The organism is Streptomyces sp. NBC_00464, assembly GCF_036013915.1.
Taxonomy (GTDB): Bacteria; Actinomycetota; Actinomycetes; order Streptomycetales; family Streptomycetaceae; genus Streptomyces.
The window spans coordinates 7,990,654-8,004,269 of record NZ_CP107899.1 but is presented as its reverse complement, the minus strand read 5'-3'; the positions used below and the strand labels follow the sequence as shown (position 1 = coordinate 8,004,269).

The following is a 13,616-nucleotide window of genomic DNA, read 5'->3' as shown; positions in this document are numbered from 1 at the left end:
TGCGGGCGTGTGCGCTGGGCCGGCTACCGGGGCTCGGGGCCGTACCAGACGGTGGTGGCGTTGCAGAACTCGCGGATACCGTGACCGGCCAGTTCACGTCCGAATCCGGAGCGCTTCACCCCGCCGAACGGCAGTGCGGGATGCGAGGCCGTCATGCCGTTGAAGAACACACCGCCCGCCTCCAGGTCGCGGATGCAGCGGCGGCTCTCCTCGGCGTCACGGGTCCAGACGTTGGAACTCAGTCCGAAGGGCGTGTCGTTGGCCAGCGTCAGAGCCTCGTCGAGGCTGTCGGCCCGGTAGAGGGTGGCGACCGGGCCGAAGGTCTCCTCCTGGTGGATGCGCATGGCGGGAGTGATCCCGGAGAGGACGGTGGGGGCGTAGAACCAGCCCCGCTCCAGTCCGCCGGTCAGGCCTTCGGGCCGGCCGCCGCCGCACAGGGCGCTCGCGCCGTGGCGTACGGCGTCCTCGACGAGCTCCTCCAGATCGGTGCGCCCCTGTTCGCTGGCGAGCGGGCCGATGTCGGTGGACTCCTCCAGCGGGTCGCCGACGGTCAGGTCGCGCATGCCCACGGTGAAGCGTTCGGCGAACTCCTCGTACACCTCCGTGTGCACGATGAACCGTTTGGCGGCGATGCAGGACTGCCCGTTGTTCTGGACCCGGGCGGTGACGGCGGTACGAGCCGCCTTGGCGACGTCCGCCGAGGGCAGCACGAGGAAGGGATCGCTGCCGCCGAGTTCCAGGACGGTGTGCTTGACCTCGTCGCCCGCGACGGCCGCGACGGCGCGGCCGGCCGGTTCGCTGCCGGTCAGGGTGGCCGCGGCCACCCGGCGGTCGCGCAGAATCGCCTCGACGGCTCCGGAGCCCACCAGGAGCGTCTGGAAGCAGCCGGCCGGGAATCCGGCCCGGTGGAACAGGTCGCCCAGGTAAAGCGCGGTCTGCGGCACGTTCGACGCGTGCTTGAGCAGCCCGGTGTTGCCGGCCATGAGCGCGGGGGCCGCGAACCGTACGACCTGCCAGAGAGGGAAGTTCCACGGCATCACGGCAAGTACGGTGCCCAGCGGCCGGTAGTGGACGTAGGCGCGGGACGCACCGGAGTCCTCGACGTCGGCGGGCGAGGGGTGCTCGTCGGCGAGGAGTTCCTCGGCATGGGCCGCGTACCAGCGCATCGCCTTGGCGCACTTCGCGGCCTCGGCCCGGGACGCCTTGAGGGGTTTGCCCATCTCCAGGGTCATGGTGCGCGCGATGTCCTGCTGGTCCTCGTCCAGGAGGTCGGCGGCCCGGTTCAGCAGCCGGGACCGTTCGCCGAATCCGGTGGTGCGGTACTCCCGGAAGGCGGCGTCGGCGGCGGCGAGCCGCCGCTCGATCTCGTCCGCCCCCAGCGTGTCGAACGTCCTGAGCGTCTCGCCGTTCGCTGGGTTGACCGTCGCGATGGGCATGACTGTGGCCTCCTTGCATCGGTACTTCGACCGTGCCGCGCCGCACGCGGCTGCGCAACGCGGGCTGCCGCCATCCGCATACCCGACCGGCGCGGACCATGCATGCGTGAGGCATGCGATCCGCGCCGGAAGGGGCATTGGGGGTGGGACGGGTACGTGGGGACGGGGTGTGCGGGGCTGCTCCGTGCCGCGCGCCTCAGACGAGGGCGGGGGCGTCGGTCCGGACCGGGGCAGCCGTGGGGAAGTCCTCGACCACAGCGGCGGGCGGCCGGCGGAACTCGCGGACCCCGGGCAGCGGCGGCAGCGGCACCAGCTCGATGTGCTGCGGCTCCTGCGCATAGCGGGTGAACCAGACGACCTTGCCCTCGGCGGTCCGGCAGGTGCCCCAGCTGTCACTGAGGGCCATGACCCGGCTGAGGCCGCCGCCCTCCTGGAGCAGCCGCGGCATGTCGGAACCGTTGTCGGCGACGGAGACCGTGAGGTGCCGTCCGGACCAGCGGAGTTCGAGGACACAGGTGTTGTCGTCACCGACGTGCCGCTGGACGTTGGTCAGCAGCTCTTCCACAGCACGGCACACGGGCCGGATGTGGAGTTCGAGACTCCAGTGGCGGAGGTGTGCAGCGACGATCCGTCGCAGCTGGGACACACGCTCTGCCGATACCTGGAGTTCGACCAGATAGTGCCGGTCGAGTGGAACGGTCATCGTCGAGGCTCCTCACATCGAGGCCCACATGCTTCGCCCCGTTGAACCAACGACCCCCGAATACGAAGAGTGAGCAGATGTCACTTCTGGGTCACTCCTTAGGGTGAGGCCGCAGAGCCAGTCGCGCAACACATCCGACCGCACACCCCTGGTGACCGGCACATATGTGTCCGGGAGCCGCCCGCCGCTCACGGTGCATACCTACTTGTTCTCCAGCCGCAGCCGGACCTCCTCCTCCTGGTCACCGGAGACGGTGCCGACGACCTGCACGGCGAAGGCTCCTGCCAGGCTCTGCCGGAGCCGGTCGACCGCCCAGTAGCCACCCTGCACGTCGGCGGTGACGGGTGCACCGAGCCGTACCGGCCCGGACACCACTCGGGCTTCGGTGACATCGACGGTCACGACCCACGCCGTGGGCCGCTTGCCGGTGACGTCCTGCGGTACGTCGACGGAGGCGCGGTCGGTGGCGAAGGCGGCCCGCAGCACGTCGAAGACCGTGCGTGCGTCGCCCTTCTCGCACCCGCTGACGACGACCGAAACCTCACGGCCGTCGCGGCTTTCCTCGGACTGCTGCTTGTCCTGTGTGCTGTTCACCGCGGTTCCTTCCCAAGGGGTTACCTCCAGGCTCACCCCTCGGGAAGGGGCCTGCGACACGGGCGACCCGGATCCTCCGCGGGTATCCGAGATGAATGGCCTCGCACCATTCCAAACACTTTCAGTGGTGATATCCACTTAAAACATGAATTCGACGTCAGAGTCGAGTGACAGCCCCGCCCTGGGGTATCCGGCAAGCATGGACGTATCGGATGGAGCCCTGAATTCCCTGGCCCTCACCCTCGCCGACGGACGGGGCGCGACGGGGGCGGTGCTGGGCGTTGTCGGCGTGATCCTGGTGGCTGTGCTGATCGGCGCCGTCTGGCTGGGCAGGCGGCGGCGCGCCCAGGAGCTGCCGCCGCCCCGGCCCGATGAGCAGCCCGTGGCACCGGACCACCGCACCCACGTCGAGGAGCGCGACGTCCACGGGGACGACGCCTTCCCCGCCGACGGCCGGGGGTTGTCGCCCTACGAGCTCGGCGACCACGGGAGCGAGACCATCCACCGGGACAACGACGAGCAGCGCGACTGAGCGGCCTCCCCGGCGGTTCCGGGACGGCTTCCGGCGCCGTCCCGGATCTGCGGTTGCCGCACCGGCGGCAACGTGGCTGCCGCACCGGCGGCAGGACCGCGTGTTGCGGGAGCGCCCGCCCGCGGTGAGGCTGGTGAAGGCCCGAAGGCCACCGGCACACACCTGCCGCACTCCCCATGAAGGCAGTAGGACCATGACGGGAAGCACCCCTGGCACGGCATCCGCGCCCGCACCGCTGACCGGACCGGCGGCGCCCTGCTGGGTCAACCTGATGACCCGGGACCTGGAGTCCGCCCAGGAGTTCTACGGCCCGGTGATGGGCTGGACGTTCCGGCCGGGCAAGCTCGGCCAGGAGTTCTCGGTGGCCCGTCGCGGCGACGTGCCTGTCGCCGGGATCGGTGCTGTGGCGACCACCTTCAGCGTCGCGGTGGCGTGGACGCCGTACTTCGCCGTCCAGGACGCCGATGTGACCGCTGCCCGGATCCGCGAGCGCAGCGGCACGGTAGCCGTGGGCCCACTGGCGCTGGGCAAGGGGCGCGGCGCACTGGCCGCCGACCGCGACGGCGCGGGGTTCGGCATCTGGGAGCGGACCGCACCCGCGACCTCGCCGCCCGCCCCTGACGGCCATGCGCACGCCTGGCTGCGGCTGCGCACGCGGAACGCCTTCGACGCCGCGATCTTCTACGGCGAGGTCCTGGACTGGGCCAGCGGCCGGCCCGGCTCCTGCGAGGTGGCGTATGCCAAGGACGAGGTGATCGTGCAGTGCGGTGGACGTCAGCTGGCCCGGATCAGCTCGGGGGCGGTCGAGGCGGCCCCCGAGCCGCTGGTCCGTCCGCACTGGCAGGTCAACTTCCCGGTGGACGACGTCAGCGCCGCCATCGCTTCGGCACATGAGCACGGCGGTTCTCTGGTCGAGGAGCTGTCCCGGCCCGAGGGACGCGAGGCCACGCTGATCGATCCGGACGGCGGGCTCTTCACGCTCACGGACACCCACAGGGCCGGGGCCACCGGCGCGCCCTGACCGCGGGGCACCGTCAGCTCTCCCCGCGGCCGTGGGACCGGGCCAGCGCCCAGGCCGGGAAGACGAACCAGCAGATCAGGAACCACAGCGCCATCCCGCCGACCAGCCACAGGGCGAGCGCGTTGTGCAGGGCCACGCGCAGGATCAGCAGGAGCGCCGAACACATCGTGCAGAACAGCAGGATCAGCCCGATCACAGTCAGACGTGAGGCCCAGGTGACCGTCTGGGGCTTCATCCGCCGCCCGGTGAGGAGCCGGTGGTACGACACCGGTCCGATGAGCGCACCGGCTGTGGCGGAGCCGAACATCACGGTGACCACATAGATCGTGCGGTCGGTGTCGGAGAGATCCGCGAAGCGCGGCTGGAAGACGACGGCGAGCAGAAAGCCGAAGAGGATCTGCACCCCGGTCTGGGCTACGCGCAGCTCCTGGAGCAGGTCGGTCCACCGGCGGTCGGCCCGCTCCTCCGGCGTCTCCCGCCGCCCCCATCCGCGGCCCGTGCCCTGCTCGTCCTCGGGTGGGTTCACCGTTGGGCCTCCGTCCGGTACGCGCAGCGCCTGTACGTGCCCCGTTCCCACACGGTAGACCTCCGGCCGGTCCGGGGCCCGTCCAGTGAGCGGACCACCGGCCGCTGTCGCGGAGGCTCAGGCTCGGCCTCCCGCTCTCAGACGACCGGCAGCACCAGTTCGGGACGGTCCCACATCACCGCCGGCGGCGTGGCCCTCACGGTGCCGGTCCGCCGGGCTCCCACGCTCCCGTAGAAACCCTCGGCCGGTGGATGCGACACGATGCGCACCTCAGTGAGTCCGGTCTCGTGCGCTTCGTCCTTCAGGTGCCCGACGAGCAGACGTCCGATGCCTGCGCCCTGCGCATCGTCGGCGACGAACATGAGATCGAGTTCGGGCGGGTCGAGGATCAGGGCGTAGAAGCCGAGCAGTCGTCCGGTGGTTTCGCCGACGGCCGCGAAGACCCTGTGCGTCTCGATGTAGTCGTGCCCCACCCGGAATCCGGCGACCATGGGAGCGTACGGTCCTTCGTAGGCGCGGGAGGTCCGGACCAGCCGGGTCAGACGCTTCGCGTCCCGGGCGTCGGCCCGCCTGATCCCCACCTCTTCACCCAAGGCCCGGCGACCACGCGACGTAATACCTGATCTCATACAGCGAGTATTACGTATCCGGGATGGGCACGGAGCCGCCGCCAGCCTCAGGGGGAGCGCCGGGCGGTACGCCACTCCTCGACCAGGGCCTCGACGTCGAACGGCTTCAGCTTCAGGAGCGGCCCCGGCGGCGGACGCCTGACGGCCTCGGCGATCTTCTCGTTCATCTCGGTCAGCATCCGTCGGACCTCGGCCTCGGTCCGCGTCCCGGGCACGGCCGCGAGGGTGTCCTCCGCCTCCTTGCGCAGGGCCAGCGAAGGCGGGAGCACGGACATGCCCTCCCGCTGCATCTTCGCCTTGATCCACCACGCCTCGTCGTACGGGCGGTCGATTCCTTCGAGCGGCTTCCCGAACCCCGGCAGCTGGGCGAAGTCACCGCGCTGCTCGGATTCGCGAATCTGTTTGTCGACCCAGGACTCGAAGCTGACGCCCGCGGGTTTGCGCTCGGTCACCGTGATGCCCCTCTCGGAGATGCGTGTGATGCAGCTCCTTCACCCTACCCAGGGGCCGTACAGCAACGGGAGCAGGCTCCGGGCCTTGAACGCGAGCGGCGGGGTACACGAGGAGCACACCCGGCCGATACGGCTCCGGGCACGATCCGAAAGGGATGGTGAGAGTGGAACACAGCGACATGCGGACCGAGAACCGGCAGGAGTGGTGACCATGACGACCGTAGTGATCATCGTCGCGGTCGTCCTCGTGGCAGCCTGCGCACTGGCCCTGCTCTACGCACGACAGACGGGCGGGCACGGAATACGGCGCCGCTTCGGTCCTGAGTACGACCGGACCGTCGCACGCCACCATGGCGACACGAAGGCCGCCGAGCGTGAGTTGCACGAGCGGCTGAAGCGGCACCGCTCCCTGCACGAGCGTCCACTGACGTCCGAAGCGCGCGCACAGTACGCGGATCGCTGGACCCGGATCGAGGGCAGCTTCGTCGACGCACCCCAGCAGGCGGTCGCCGAGGCGGACGCCCTGCTGGCCGAACTGGCCCGTGAACTGGGCTTCCCCGACGGCAAGGACTTCGGCGAGCAGAGCGCCGCGCTCTCCGTTCACCACGCCGAACACGTCAACGGCTATCACCGGGTGCACGCCGCCAAAAACGGCGACGGCGGTACGGAGGACATGCGGGAGGCGATGCTGGAGGCCCGCGGCCTGTTCGACGTGCTCGTCTCGAACGGCACGGACCAGCCGGTTCGCCGGCACCCGCACCCCGTGGAAGGGAGTGGCAGGGCATGACACACGACGCCGGATCCACGCCTCGCATCCCCACCGAGGCCCCCGAAGTGACGAAGAAGCCCCGAGCCGCCGCGTCCGACCGTGCGACGGACCACGACTCGACAAGCACCCGCGCAGTGGACGCCGGACCCACGGGCACCGGAGCAACAGGTACAGCGCGGCAGTCGGATGTACCGCCGGCCGGAAAGCCGCGCATGGAGGACCGCACCGCGGTGAGCGCACCCGACGCAAGCCGCTCACTCTTCCCGGACGCCGACCACGACCGGCACTCCGAGCGGCTCCAGCACGCGGTGAGCGAGTTCGTCGAGAGCCCCCGCCGTGCTGTCGAGGAGGCCGAGAGCACCTTCGACAGCGTGGTCGACGGACTTACGGACGCGCTCAGGGAGTACCGGCACACACTCGGCACGGCCGGACGGGACACCGATCCGGGCACGCGAACCGAGGAGTTGCGAGTCACCCTGCAGCACTACCGGGACCTCACCGAACGGCTGCTGAACGTGTGAGACGCGCAGTCGCCGCCGAGGGCCGGTAAGCAGACGCTTCACGCGTGGCGCCGCCCTTCCTCCCTCGTACAGGCATGGCTTCTGCCGCCGGCGCACGTGCGCCGGCGGCAGAAGCCATGCTCTGATCAGTGAGCGGAGCCCCTGGAACGGCTCACTGGGCACTCACCACGAGTTCGGCGCGCAGCCTCCGCAGTGCGGCTTCGGGGATACGCAACCCTTCGCGCGCATAGCCGTCGAGCCCTCCCCAGCGTTCGTCCATGGCGTCCAGTGCCGTGTCCAGGTACTTGGGTCGCACCTCGATGATCGCGGACGCGATCTCCGGGTCGCCGCCCGCGTCGAGGTAGCTCTGCACGGACGGCCTGAACGCGACCCGCATCACCGGGTTCACCGCGAGGAACTCCGCCCTGACCGCATCCCGCGAGGCGCCGAGCAGGAGCAGCAGCAGGGCCGCGGCCCAGCCCGCACGGTCCTTGCCCGTGGTGCAGTGGAAGAGCACGGGTCGCGCGGCACCGTCGGCTGCCGTCTCCAGGAAGGCGCGATAGGCGGCCGCCGCGCGCGGCGACAGCACCACCTGCCGGTACGTCTCCGCGAACATCCCCTCGGCCTTCCCGCCCCCGAGTAGCCGCTCCGTCTCGACCGGATCGGCGAGCAGCGAACGCAGCCGGGCCGGTGCCACGCCCGGATCGTCCCCGAGCACGTCGGCGACGAACAGCCGGGCTCCGGGCGGCAGCCGGTCGGGAGCCGATGCCCGCTCGTCCGCGGTCCGCAGGTCGACGACCGTGCGGACCCCGAGCTCGGCCACCGCCGCGTCCTGCACCGGATCGAGCCCGCTGAGCTGACCGGAGCGCAGCACTGCGCCCGCTCGCATCTGCCGGCCGGCTCCCAGAGCGATGCCGCCCAGATCCCGCAGGTTGAGAACAGAGGCTGCCGGGACGGCCCTGGCGGTTTGCACGATGAACTTCCTCTTTTCCCGACACGTATCCGAAATTGATTTCGGCCTGGCCGGATCAAAAGTCGCATGACGTCGGGAAATCGACAAAGTAAAACGCCGGTGATCATCGATCGAGCCTGCCGGCCGGGCCCGGAGCCGTACGAGAAGGGCTGGGTAGGGCGTCTGGTATGGGGCGCTGTATAGCCGCTCAAGGACGGGAGGCGTGCGGAGCGGACATCGCGGCGGCCCATGGGAACGGGCACAAGGCCGTAGGGGAAATGCCGCGGCTTACGCAATACGCCCCTGTGCCACCGCGCGCGCCCGCCGCTCCCGGTGGCGGGCGAAAGCGAGTGCACGCCACCGATTTCGACTCAGGCCGGGCGTGCTGCCGCCGCCCGGCGAAGAATCATTCCGCCAGAAGCTTTGTCTTCTGCGCCTCGAACTCGGAGTCGGTCAGGATGCCCTGCTTCTTCAGTTCGGCCAGGCGTTCCAGCCGACTGATCAGATCATCTACGGGCGGCTCGGCGGCCTGCTGCTGCACGGCCTGCTGCTGGGCGGCCTGCATCTGCATCTGCTGACGCATCTGCTCCTCCGCCATCTGCTCGGAGTCGTCCTCGGCGAACTTCGCCTGCTGGTGCCGCTGGACACGCCCACTGACCGCCGAGGCGGTTCCCGCGACGACGGCCGTGCGCGCCACCGCCCCGAGCAGGCCGGGCCCTCGACGGTTCATTCCAGGTCCTCGAAAGATCGGCATGCCATACGCCTTTCCAGTGCAATGAGGTGCGATGAGGTGCGGCAGGGTGCGATGTCAGCGTGCGGAAACGGAGGCGGACACGGCAGCTTCCGCGACCTCGGCGGGAATCCGCTCATGGGCGACGAGCTGACCGCCCGACGCGCGGACCGCCTCGGTGAGCGGCAGCGCCCAGAGGTCCTCCCACACGATCAGTGCCGCGGAACTGCCCGGCGGCACGCTCTCGCCCAGAGCCCGGATGTCATCGCTGTTCAGCAAGCCGGTGACCTCACCCTCGACCGGCTCGAAAGAGACGAGGTCGTCGGGGTCGAGATCTTCCAGCTCGATGATCTCGATCGCACCGTCCTCGGCCCGGTACACAAAGGTCAGGTCGATGATGCGCACCGCCTTCGACGCGACCGCCTCGGCCAGCGCCGGCGCGATGGCACCGGTGAACCGGCTGCCGGGGAAAGCGACGACGAGGTACTCCACAGGTCCCACAGCCACGGGCGTGTCCTCTCCGGAAGGATGAATTGCCAGCAGCATAACTTCGGACATTTATCGCCGCACCATGACAAACCTCTACCATCAAAGGGCTCACGGCGGCTACGCGACCGTACGTAAAGGATCAAGTGCGCTGGGAGAGGGCAAGGTCACAGGCCGAGCCTCTGCTGCCCCTCCGAGACCTGCCCTAGCATCTGGGCATGACGGTCCTGCCTGCCGACGGGCTTTCGTTGGCCGCCGAATTCCCTGATCCCGCCCACGAGCAGTGGCAGAGCCTTGTCGAAGGCGTGCTGCGCAAGTCGGGCAAGGACGTTTCGGGTTCGGCCGCCGAGAAAGCGCTGTCCACCACAGTGGAGGACGGGCTCATCACCCGCCCCCTCTACACCTCACGCGACGACGCACCCGATGCCGGTCTCCCGGGCTTCGCCCCCTTCACCCGCGGCAGCACGCCGCAGGGCAGCACGGCGGGCGGCTGGGGCGTACGACAGCGGCACACGTCGACGGACCCCGCCCGGCTCAACGAGGCCGTGCTCGCGGATCTGGAGAACGGCGCCACCTCGTTGTGGCTGACCGTGGGGGGCACCGGCGGCGTTCCGGTCTCCGGTCTGGCGCGAGCACTGGAAGGCGTCCATCTCGACCTGGCACCGCTCGTACTCGAAGCCGGCAACGAACTCGACGCCGCAGCAACAGAGTTGCTCAGGCTCCACGCCGAGCGTGGCGTTCCGGCGGACGCGGTGCGCGGCAGCCTCGGGGCCGACCCGCTGGGTCAGGCCGCCCGCAGCGGCGGCGAGGCGGACCTGACGTCCGCCGTCCACTGGGCGAAGCACTGCGCGGCCGGGTTCCCCGGGCTGCGGGCGGTGACCGTGGACGCGCTGCCGTACCACGAGGCCGGTGGCTCGGCGGCCCAGGAGCTGGGCAGTTCGCTGGCCACGGGAGTCGCCTATCTGCGGGCGCTGACCGAGGCCGGGCTCGGTGTCGAAGAGGCCTGCGCTCAGCTGGAATTCCGGTACGCGGCCACCGCCGACCAGTTCCTGACAATCGCCAAGCTGCGGGCCGCGCGCCGGCTCTGGTCTCGGGTCGCCGAGGTGTGCGGGGCGCCGGAGGCCGGGGCGCAGCGCCAGCACGCGGTGACGTCGCCGGTGATGATGACCCGTCGCGATCCGTGGGTGAACATGCTGCGGACCACGCTGGCCTGTCTGGGTGCGGGCGTCGGCGGTGCGGACGCCGTGACCGTACTGCCCTTCGACCATGCGCTGGGCCTGCCGGACGCGTTCGCCCGGCGCATCGCCCGCAACACGTCGACGATCCTGCTGGAGGAGTCCCATCTGGCCCGGGTCATCGACCCGGCGGGCGGCTCCTGGTACGTGGAGCGGCTCACCGACGAACTCGCGGACGCCGCCTGGGCGTTCTTCCAGGAGATCGAGCGGTCCGGCGGTCAGGCCGCGGCGCTCGGCTCCGGCATGGTCGCGGAGCGCATCGCGGCCACGTGGGCCGCCCGCAGCAAGGATCTGGCGCGGCGCAAGGAACCGATCACCGGCGTCAGCGAGTTCCCGCACCTCGCGGAACGCACGGTGGAGCGCGAGCCGCTGCCTCCGGCCGATGCTCGGGGCGGCCTTCCGGTGGTCCGCCGCGACGAGGCCTTCGAGGCGCTGCGCGCCCGTTCGGACGCCCATCTGGCGGCGACCGGCTCCCGGCCGCGGGTATTCCTGGCCGCACTCGGTCCCGCCTCGGCCCACACCGCTCGCGCCTCGTTCGCCGCGAACCTGTTCCAGGCGGGCGGCATCGAACCCGTGCACGAGCCGGTCCAGGTGGACGCCTCGTCGGCCGCTGAGGCCCTCGCAGCCGCCGGGACCGACGTGGTGTGCCTGTGCTCCAGCGACGCCCTCTACGCCGAACAGGCCGGCGAGGTCGCCGATGCGCTTGTCGCGGCCGGTGCGCAGCGGGTGTATCTGGCCGGGCGGCCCGGCGCGTACGCAGGTGTCGACGAGTACGTCTTCGCCGGCTGCGACGTGGTGGCCGTGCTCTCTTCCGTTCTCGACCGTATGGGTGTGGCGTAATGCGGATCCCCGACTTCTCCGACATCGAGCTCGGGCCGGGCGGCGGCGCCGAGGTGACCGAGGACCAGTGGCGTGCCGCGGTCAAGGAGTCCTCCGGGACCTCCGACGGCGACCTGCTGTGGGAAACCCCGGAGGGCATCGCGGTCAAGCCGCTGTACACCGGGCAGGACCTGGAGGGCATCGACTTCCTGGGTACCTATCCGGGGGTGGCGCCGTATCTGCGGGGCCCGTATCCGACGATGTACGTCAACCAGCCCTGGACGATCCGGCAGTACGCCGGGTTCTCCACGGCCGAGGAGTCCAACGCCTTCTACCGCCGTAACCTGGCGGCCGGGCAGAAGGGTCTCTCGGTCGCGTTCGACCTGCCGACCCACCGCGGCTACGACAGCGACCACCCGAGGGTGACCGGTGATGTCGGTATGGCGGGTGTCGCGATCGACTCGATCTACGACATGCGTCAGTTGTTCGACGGCATCCCGCTGGACAAGATGTCGGTGTCGATGACGATGAACGGCGCGGTGCTGCCCGTACTCGCTCTGTACATCGTGGCCGCCGAGGAGCAGGGCGTCGCGCCCGAGAAGCTGGCCGGAACCATTCAGAACGACATTCTGAAGGAGTTCATGGTCCGCAACACCTACATCTATCCGCCCAAGCCCTCGATGCGGATCATCTCCGACATCTTCTCGTACACCTCGCAGAAGATGCCGCGCTACAACTCGATCTCCATCTCCGGGTACCACATCCAGGAGGCCGGCGCCACGGCTGATCTGGAGCTGGCCTACACCCTGGCGGACGGGGTGGAGTACCTGCGGGCCGGGCGCGACGCCGGCCTCGATGTCGATGCGTTCGCACCGCGGCTGTCGTTCTTCTGGGCGATCGGCATGAACTTCTTCATGGAGGTCGCGAAGCTGCGGGCGGCCCGGCTGCTGTGGGCCAAGCTCGTCAAGGAGTTCGAGCCGAAGAACGCCAAGTCCCTCTCCCTGCGCACTCATTCGCAGACGTCGGGGTGGTCACTGACCGCGCAGGACGTGTTCAACAACGTCACCCGCACCTGCGTGGAGGCGATGGCCGCGACCCAGGGCCACACCCAGTCCCTGCACACCAACGCCCTGGACGAAGCACTCGCGCTGCCCACCGACTTCTCGGCCCGCATCGCCCGCAACACCCAGCTCCTGCTCCAGCAGGAGTCCGGCACCGGACGGGTCATCGACCCGTGGGGCGGCAGCGCCTACGTGGAGAAGCTCACCTACGACCTGGCGCGGCGGGCCTGGCAGCACATCGAGGAGGTCGAGGCCGCCGGCGGCATGGCCAAGGCCATCGACGCCGGCATCCCCAAGCTCCGTATCGAGGAAGCCGCGGCCCGCACCCAGGCCCGCATCGACTCCGGACGCCAGCCCGTCATCGGCGTCAACAAGTACCGTGTCGAGACCGACGAGAAGATCGACGTCCTGAAGGTCGACAACTCCTCCGTCCGCACCCAGCAGTTGGAGAAGCTCCGGCGGCTGCGCGAGGAGCGCGACGAGCAGGCCTGCCAGGACGCGCTGCACGCGCTGACAGCCGCGGCCGGACGCGACCCGGGCCCCGGGCTCGAAGGCAATCTGCTCGCCCTGGCCGTCGACGCGGCGCGCGCGATGGCGACCGTGGGTGAGATCTCGGACGCGCTGGAGAAGGTGTACGGCCGGCACGCGGGCCAGATCCGTACGATCTCCGGTGTGTACCGCAACGAGGCAGGGGAGTCGCCGTCCGTGGACCGCACCCGCACGCTGGTCGACGCGTTCGAGGAGGCGGAGGGACGGCGTCCGCGCATCCTGGTCGCCAAGATGGGCCAGGACGGCCACGACCGCGGCCAGAAGGTCATCGCGACCGCCTTCGCCGACCTGGGCTTCGACGTGGACGTCGGCCCGCTGTTCCAGACGCCGGGCGAGGTCGCCCGGCAGGCGGTCGAGGCGGACGTCCACATCGTGGGCGTCTCGTCCCTGGCCGCCGGCCACCTCACCCTCGTCCCCGCGCTGCGCGAGGAGCTCGCGGCCGAGGGCCGCGAGGACATCATGATCGTGGTGGGAGGAGTCATCCCGCCGCAGGACGTGCCCACCCTCCTGGACATGGGGGCGGCAGCCGTGTTCCCGCCGGGAACCGTGATCCCGGACGCGGCCCACGACCTGGTGACGCGCCTCGGCGCCTCGCTCGGCCACGAGCTGTGAGCCGCTGAAC

The 13,616-nt window shown here is 70.2% G+C and carries 15 protein-coding genes; 6 read left to right on the top strand and 9 right to left on the bottom strand.

All coding sequences use genetic code 11. The annotated features are described in order from the left end of the window. Positions 1-23: 23 nt before the first annotated feature. The 3 genes from OG912_RS35860 to OG912_RS35850 form a co-directional block, all read right to left on the bottom strand. The gene (locus OG912_RS35860) at positions 24-1,436 is read right to left on the bottom strand and encodes an NADP-dependent succinic semialdehyde dehydrogenase (RefSeq protein ID WP_327712978.1); all 1,413 of its coding nucleotides are present in this window, start codon (positions 1,434-1,436) and stop codon (positions 24-26) included. Positions 1,437-1,632: 196 nt separating this feature from the next. Then, entirely contained in the window at positions 1,633-2,139 is a 507-nt protein-coding gene (locus OG912_RS35855) for an ATP-binding protein (protein WP_326734282.1), read from the bottom strand. Between the two features lie 201 nt (positions 2,140-2,340). After that, complete coding sequence (locus OG912_RS35850; RefSeq protein ID WP_327712977.1) at positions 2,341-2,733, bottom strand: hypothetical protein; 393 nt, start codon at positions 2,731-2,733, stop codon at positions 2,341-2,343. Between the two features lie 199 nt (positions 2,734-2,932). Here OG912_RS35850 and OG912_RS35845 point away from each other — a divergent pair, with 199 nt between their 5' ends. Both OG912_RS35845 and OG912_RS35840 read left to right on the top strand, forming a co-directional pair. After that, positions 2,933-3,265 (top strand): DUF6479 family protein, encoded by a 333-nt coding sequence (locus OG912_RS35845; protein WP_327712976.1) that lies wholly within the window; start codon positions 2,933-2,935, stop codon positions 3,263-3,265. Between the two features lie 193 nt (positions 3,266-3,458). Beyond that, positions 3,459-4,286 (top strand): VOC family protein, encoded by an 828-nt coding sequence (locus tag OG912_RS35840; RefSeq protein WP_327712975.1) that lies wholly within the window; start codon positions 3,459-3,461, stop codon positions 4,284-4,286. A 13-nt stretch (positions 4,287-4,299) separates the two neighbouring features. Here the strand turns inward: OG912_RS35840 and OG912_RS35835 are convergent, their stop codons facing one another. The 3 genes from OG912_RS35835 to OG912_RS35825 form a co-directional block, all read right to left on the bottom strand. Beyond that, positions 4,300-4,812: a DUF6328 family protein gene (locus OG912_RS35835; protein WP_327712974.1), complete on the bottom strand. Its 513-nt coding sequence runs from the start codon at positions 4,810-4,812 to the stop codon at positions 4,300-4,302. Positions 4,813-4,949: 137 nt separating this feature from the next. After that, entirely contained in the window at positions 4,950-5,441 is a 492-nt protein-coding gene (locus OG912_RS35830; protein WP_327712973.1) for a GNAT family N-acetyltransferase, read from the bottom strand. 47 nt (positions 5,442-5,488) lie between these two features. Beyond that, positions 5,489-5,893 (bottom strand): J-domain-containing protein, encoded by a 405-nt coding sequence (locus tag OG912_RS35825; RefSeq protein ID WP_326734288.1) that lies wholly within the window; start codon positions 5,891-5,893, stop codon positions 5,489-5,491. A 211-nt stretch (positions 5,894-6,104) separates the two neighbouring features. Between OG912_RS35825 and OG912_RS35820 the strand changes: the two genes are divergently transcribed. Beyond that, positions 6,105-6,680 carry a hypothetical protein gene (locus OG912_RS35820; RefSeq protein WP_327712972.1) on the top strand — a complete coding sequence of 192 codons (576 nt, stop codon included), beginning with the start codon at positions 6,105-6,107 and terminating at the stop codon, positions 6,678-6,680. Next, positions 6,677-7,183, top strand: coding sequence for a hypothetical protein (locus OG912_RS35815; protein WP_327712971.1), 507 nt, complete (start codon positions 6,677-6,679; stop codon positions 7,181-7,183). The genes OG912_RS35820 and OG912_RS35815 overlap by 4 nt, the downstream gene beginning before the upstream one ends. A gap of 151 nt (positions 7,184-7,334) precedes the next feature. Here OG912_RS35815 and OG912_RS35810 read toward each other — a convergent pair whose 3' ends face one another. The 3 genes from OG912_RS35810 to OG912_RS35800 all read right to left on the bottom strand — a co-directional run bounded on the left by OG912_RS35810 (position 7,335) and on the right by OG912_RS35800 (position 9,336). Next, the gene (locus tag OG912_RS35810) at positions 7,335-8,135 is read right to left on the bottom strand and encodes a tyrosine-protein phosphatase (RefSeq protein ID WP_327712970.1); all 801 of its coding nucleotides are present in this window, start codon (positions 8,133-8,135) and stop codon (positions 7,335-7,337) included. A gap of 385 nt (positions 8,136-8,520) precedes the next feature. After that, the gene (locus OG912_RS35805) at positions 8,521-8,844 is read right to left on the bottom strand and encodes an SHOCT domain-containing protein (protein ID WP_327712969.1); all 324 of its coding nucleotides are present in this window, start codon (positions 8,842-8,844) and stop codon (positions 8,521-8,523) included. 78 nt (positions 8,845-8,922) lie between these two features. Beyond that, positions 8,923-9,336 carry a DUF6325 family protein gene (locus tag OG912_RS35800; protein ID WP_327712968.1) on the bottom strand — a complete coding sequence of 138 codons (414 nt, stop codon included), beginning with the start codon at positions 9,334-9,336 and terminating at the stop codon, positions 8,923-8,925. Positions 9,337-9,548: 212 nt separating this feature from the next. Here OG912_RS35800 and mutA point away from each other — a divergent pair, with 212 nt between their 5' ends. Beyond that, a complete protein-coding gene (gene mutA, locus OG912_RS35795) occupies positions 9,549-11,405 on the top strand; it encodes a methylmalonyl-CoA mutase small subunit (RefSeq protein ID WP_327712967.1) in 1,857 nt (618 codons plus the stop codon). Beyond that, positions 11,405-13,606: a methylmalonyl-CoA mutase gene (gene scpA, locus OG912_RS35790; RefSeq protein ID WP_327712966.1), complete on the top strand. Its 2,202-nt coding sequence runs from the start codon at positions 11,405-11,407 to the stop codon at positions 13,604-13,606. The genes mutA and scpA overlap by 1 nt, the downstream gene beginning before the upstream one ends. Positions 13,607-13,616 lie beyond the last annotated feature (10 nt).

What these genes read in the sequence shown, in the direction of transcription:
- OG912_RS35815 (WP_327712971.1), top strand. Translation starts at nt 6,677, where the DNA reads ATGACACACGACGCCGGATCCACGCCTCGCATCCCCACCGAGGCCCCC.
- mutA (WP_327712967.1), top strand. Translation starts at nt 9,549, where the DNA reads ATGACGGTCCTGCCTGCCGACGGGCTTTCGTTGGCCGCCGAATTCCCT.
- OG912_RS35860 (WP_327712978.1), bottom strand. Translation starts at nt 1,436, where the DNA reads ATGCCCATCGCGACGGTCAACCCAGCGAACGGCGAGACGCTCAGGACG.
- OG912_RS35845 (WP_327712976.1), top strand. Translation starts at nt 2,933, where the DNA reads ATGGACGTATCGGATGGAGCCCTGAATTCCCTGGCCCTCACCCTCGCC.
- OG912_RS35840 (WP_327712975.1), top strand. Translation starts at nt 3,459, where the DNA reads ATGACGGGAAGCACCCCTGGCACGGCATCCGCGCCCGCACCGCTGACC.
- OG912_RS35820 (WP_327712972.1), top strand. Translation starts at nt 6,105, where the DNA reads ATGACGACCGTAGTGATCATCGTCGCGGTCGTCCTCGTGGCAGCCTGC.
- scpA (WP_327712966.1), top strand. Translation starts at nt 11,405, where the DNA reads ATGCGGATCCCCGACTTCTCCGACATCGAGCTCGGGCCGGGCGGCGGC.
- OG912_RS35855 (WP_326734282.1), bottom strand. Translation starts at nt 2,139, where the DNA reads ATGACCGTTCCACTCGACCGGCACTATCTGGTCGAACTCCAGGTATCG.
- OG912_RS35805 (WP_327712969.1), bottom strand. Translation starts at nt 8,844, where the DNA reads ATGAACCGTCGAGGGCCCGGCCTGCTCGGGGCGGTGGCGCGCACGGCC.
- OG912_RS35830 (WP_327712973.1), bottom strand. Translation starts at nt 5,441, where the DNA reads ATGAGATCAGGTATTACGTCGCGTGGTCGCCGGGCCTTGGGTGAAGAG.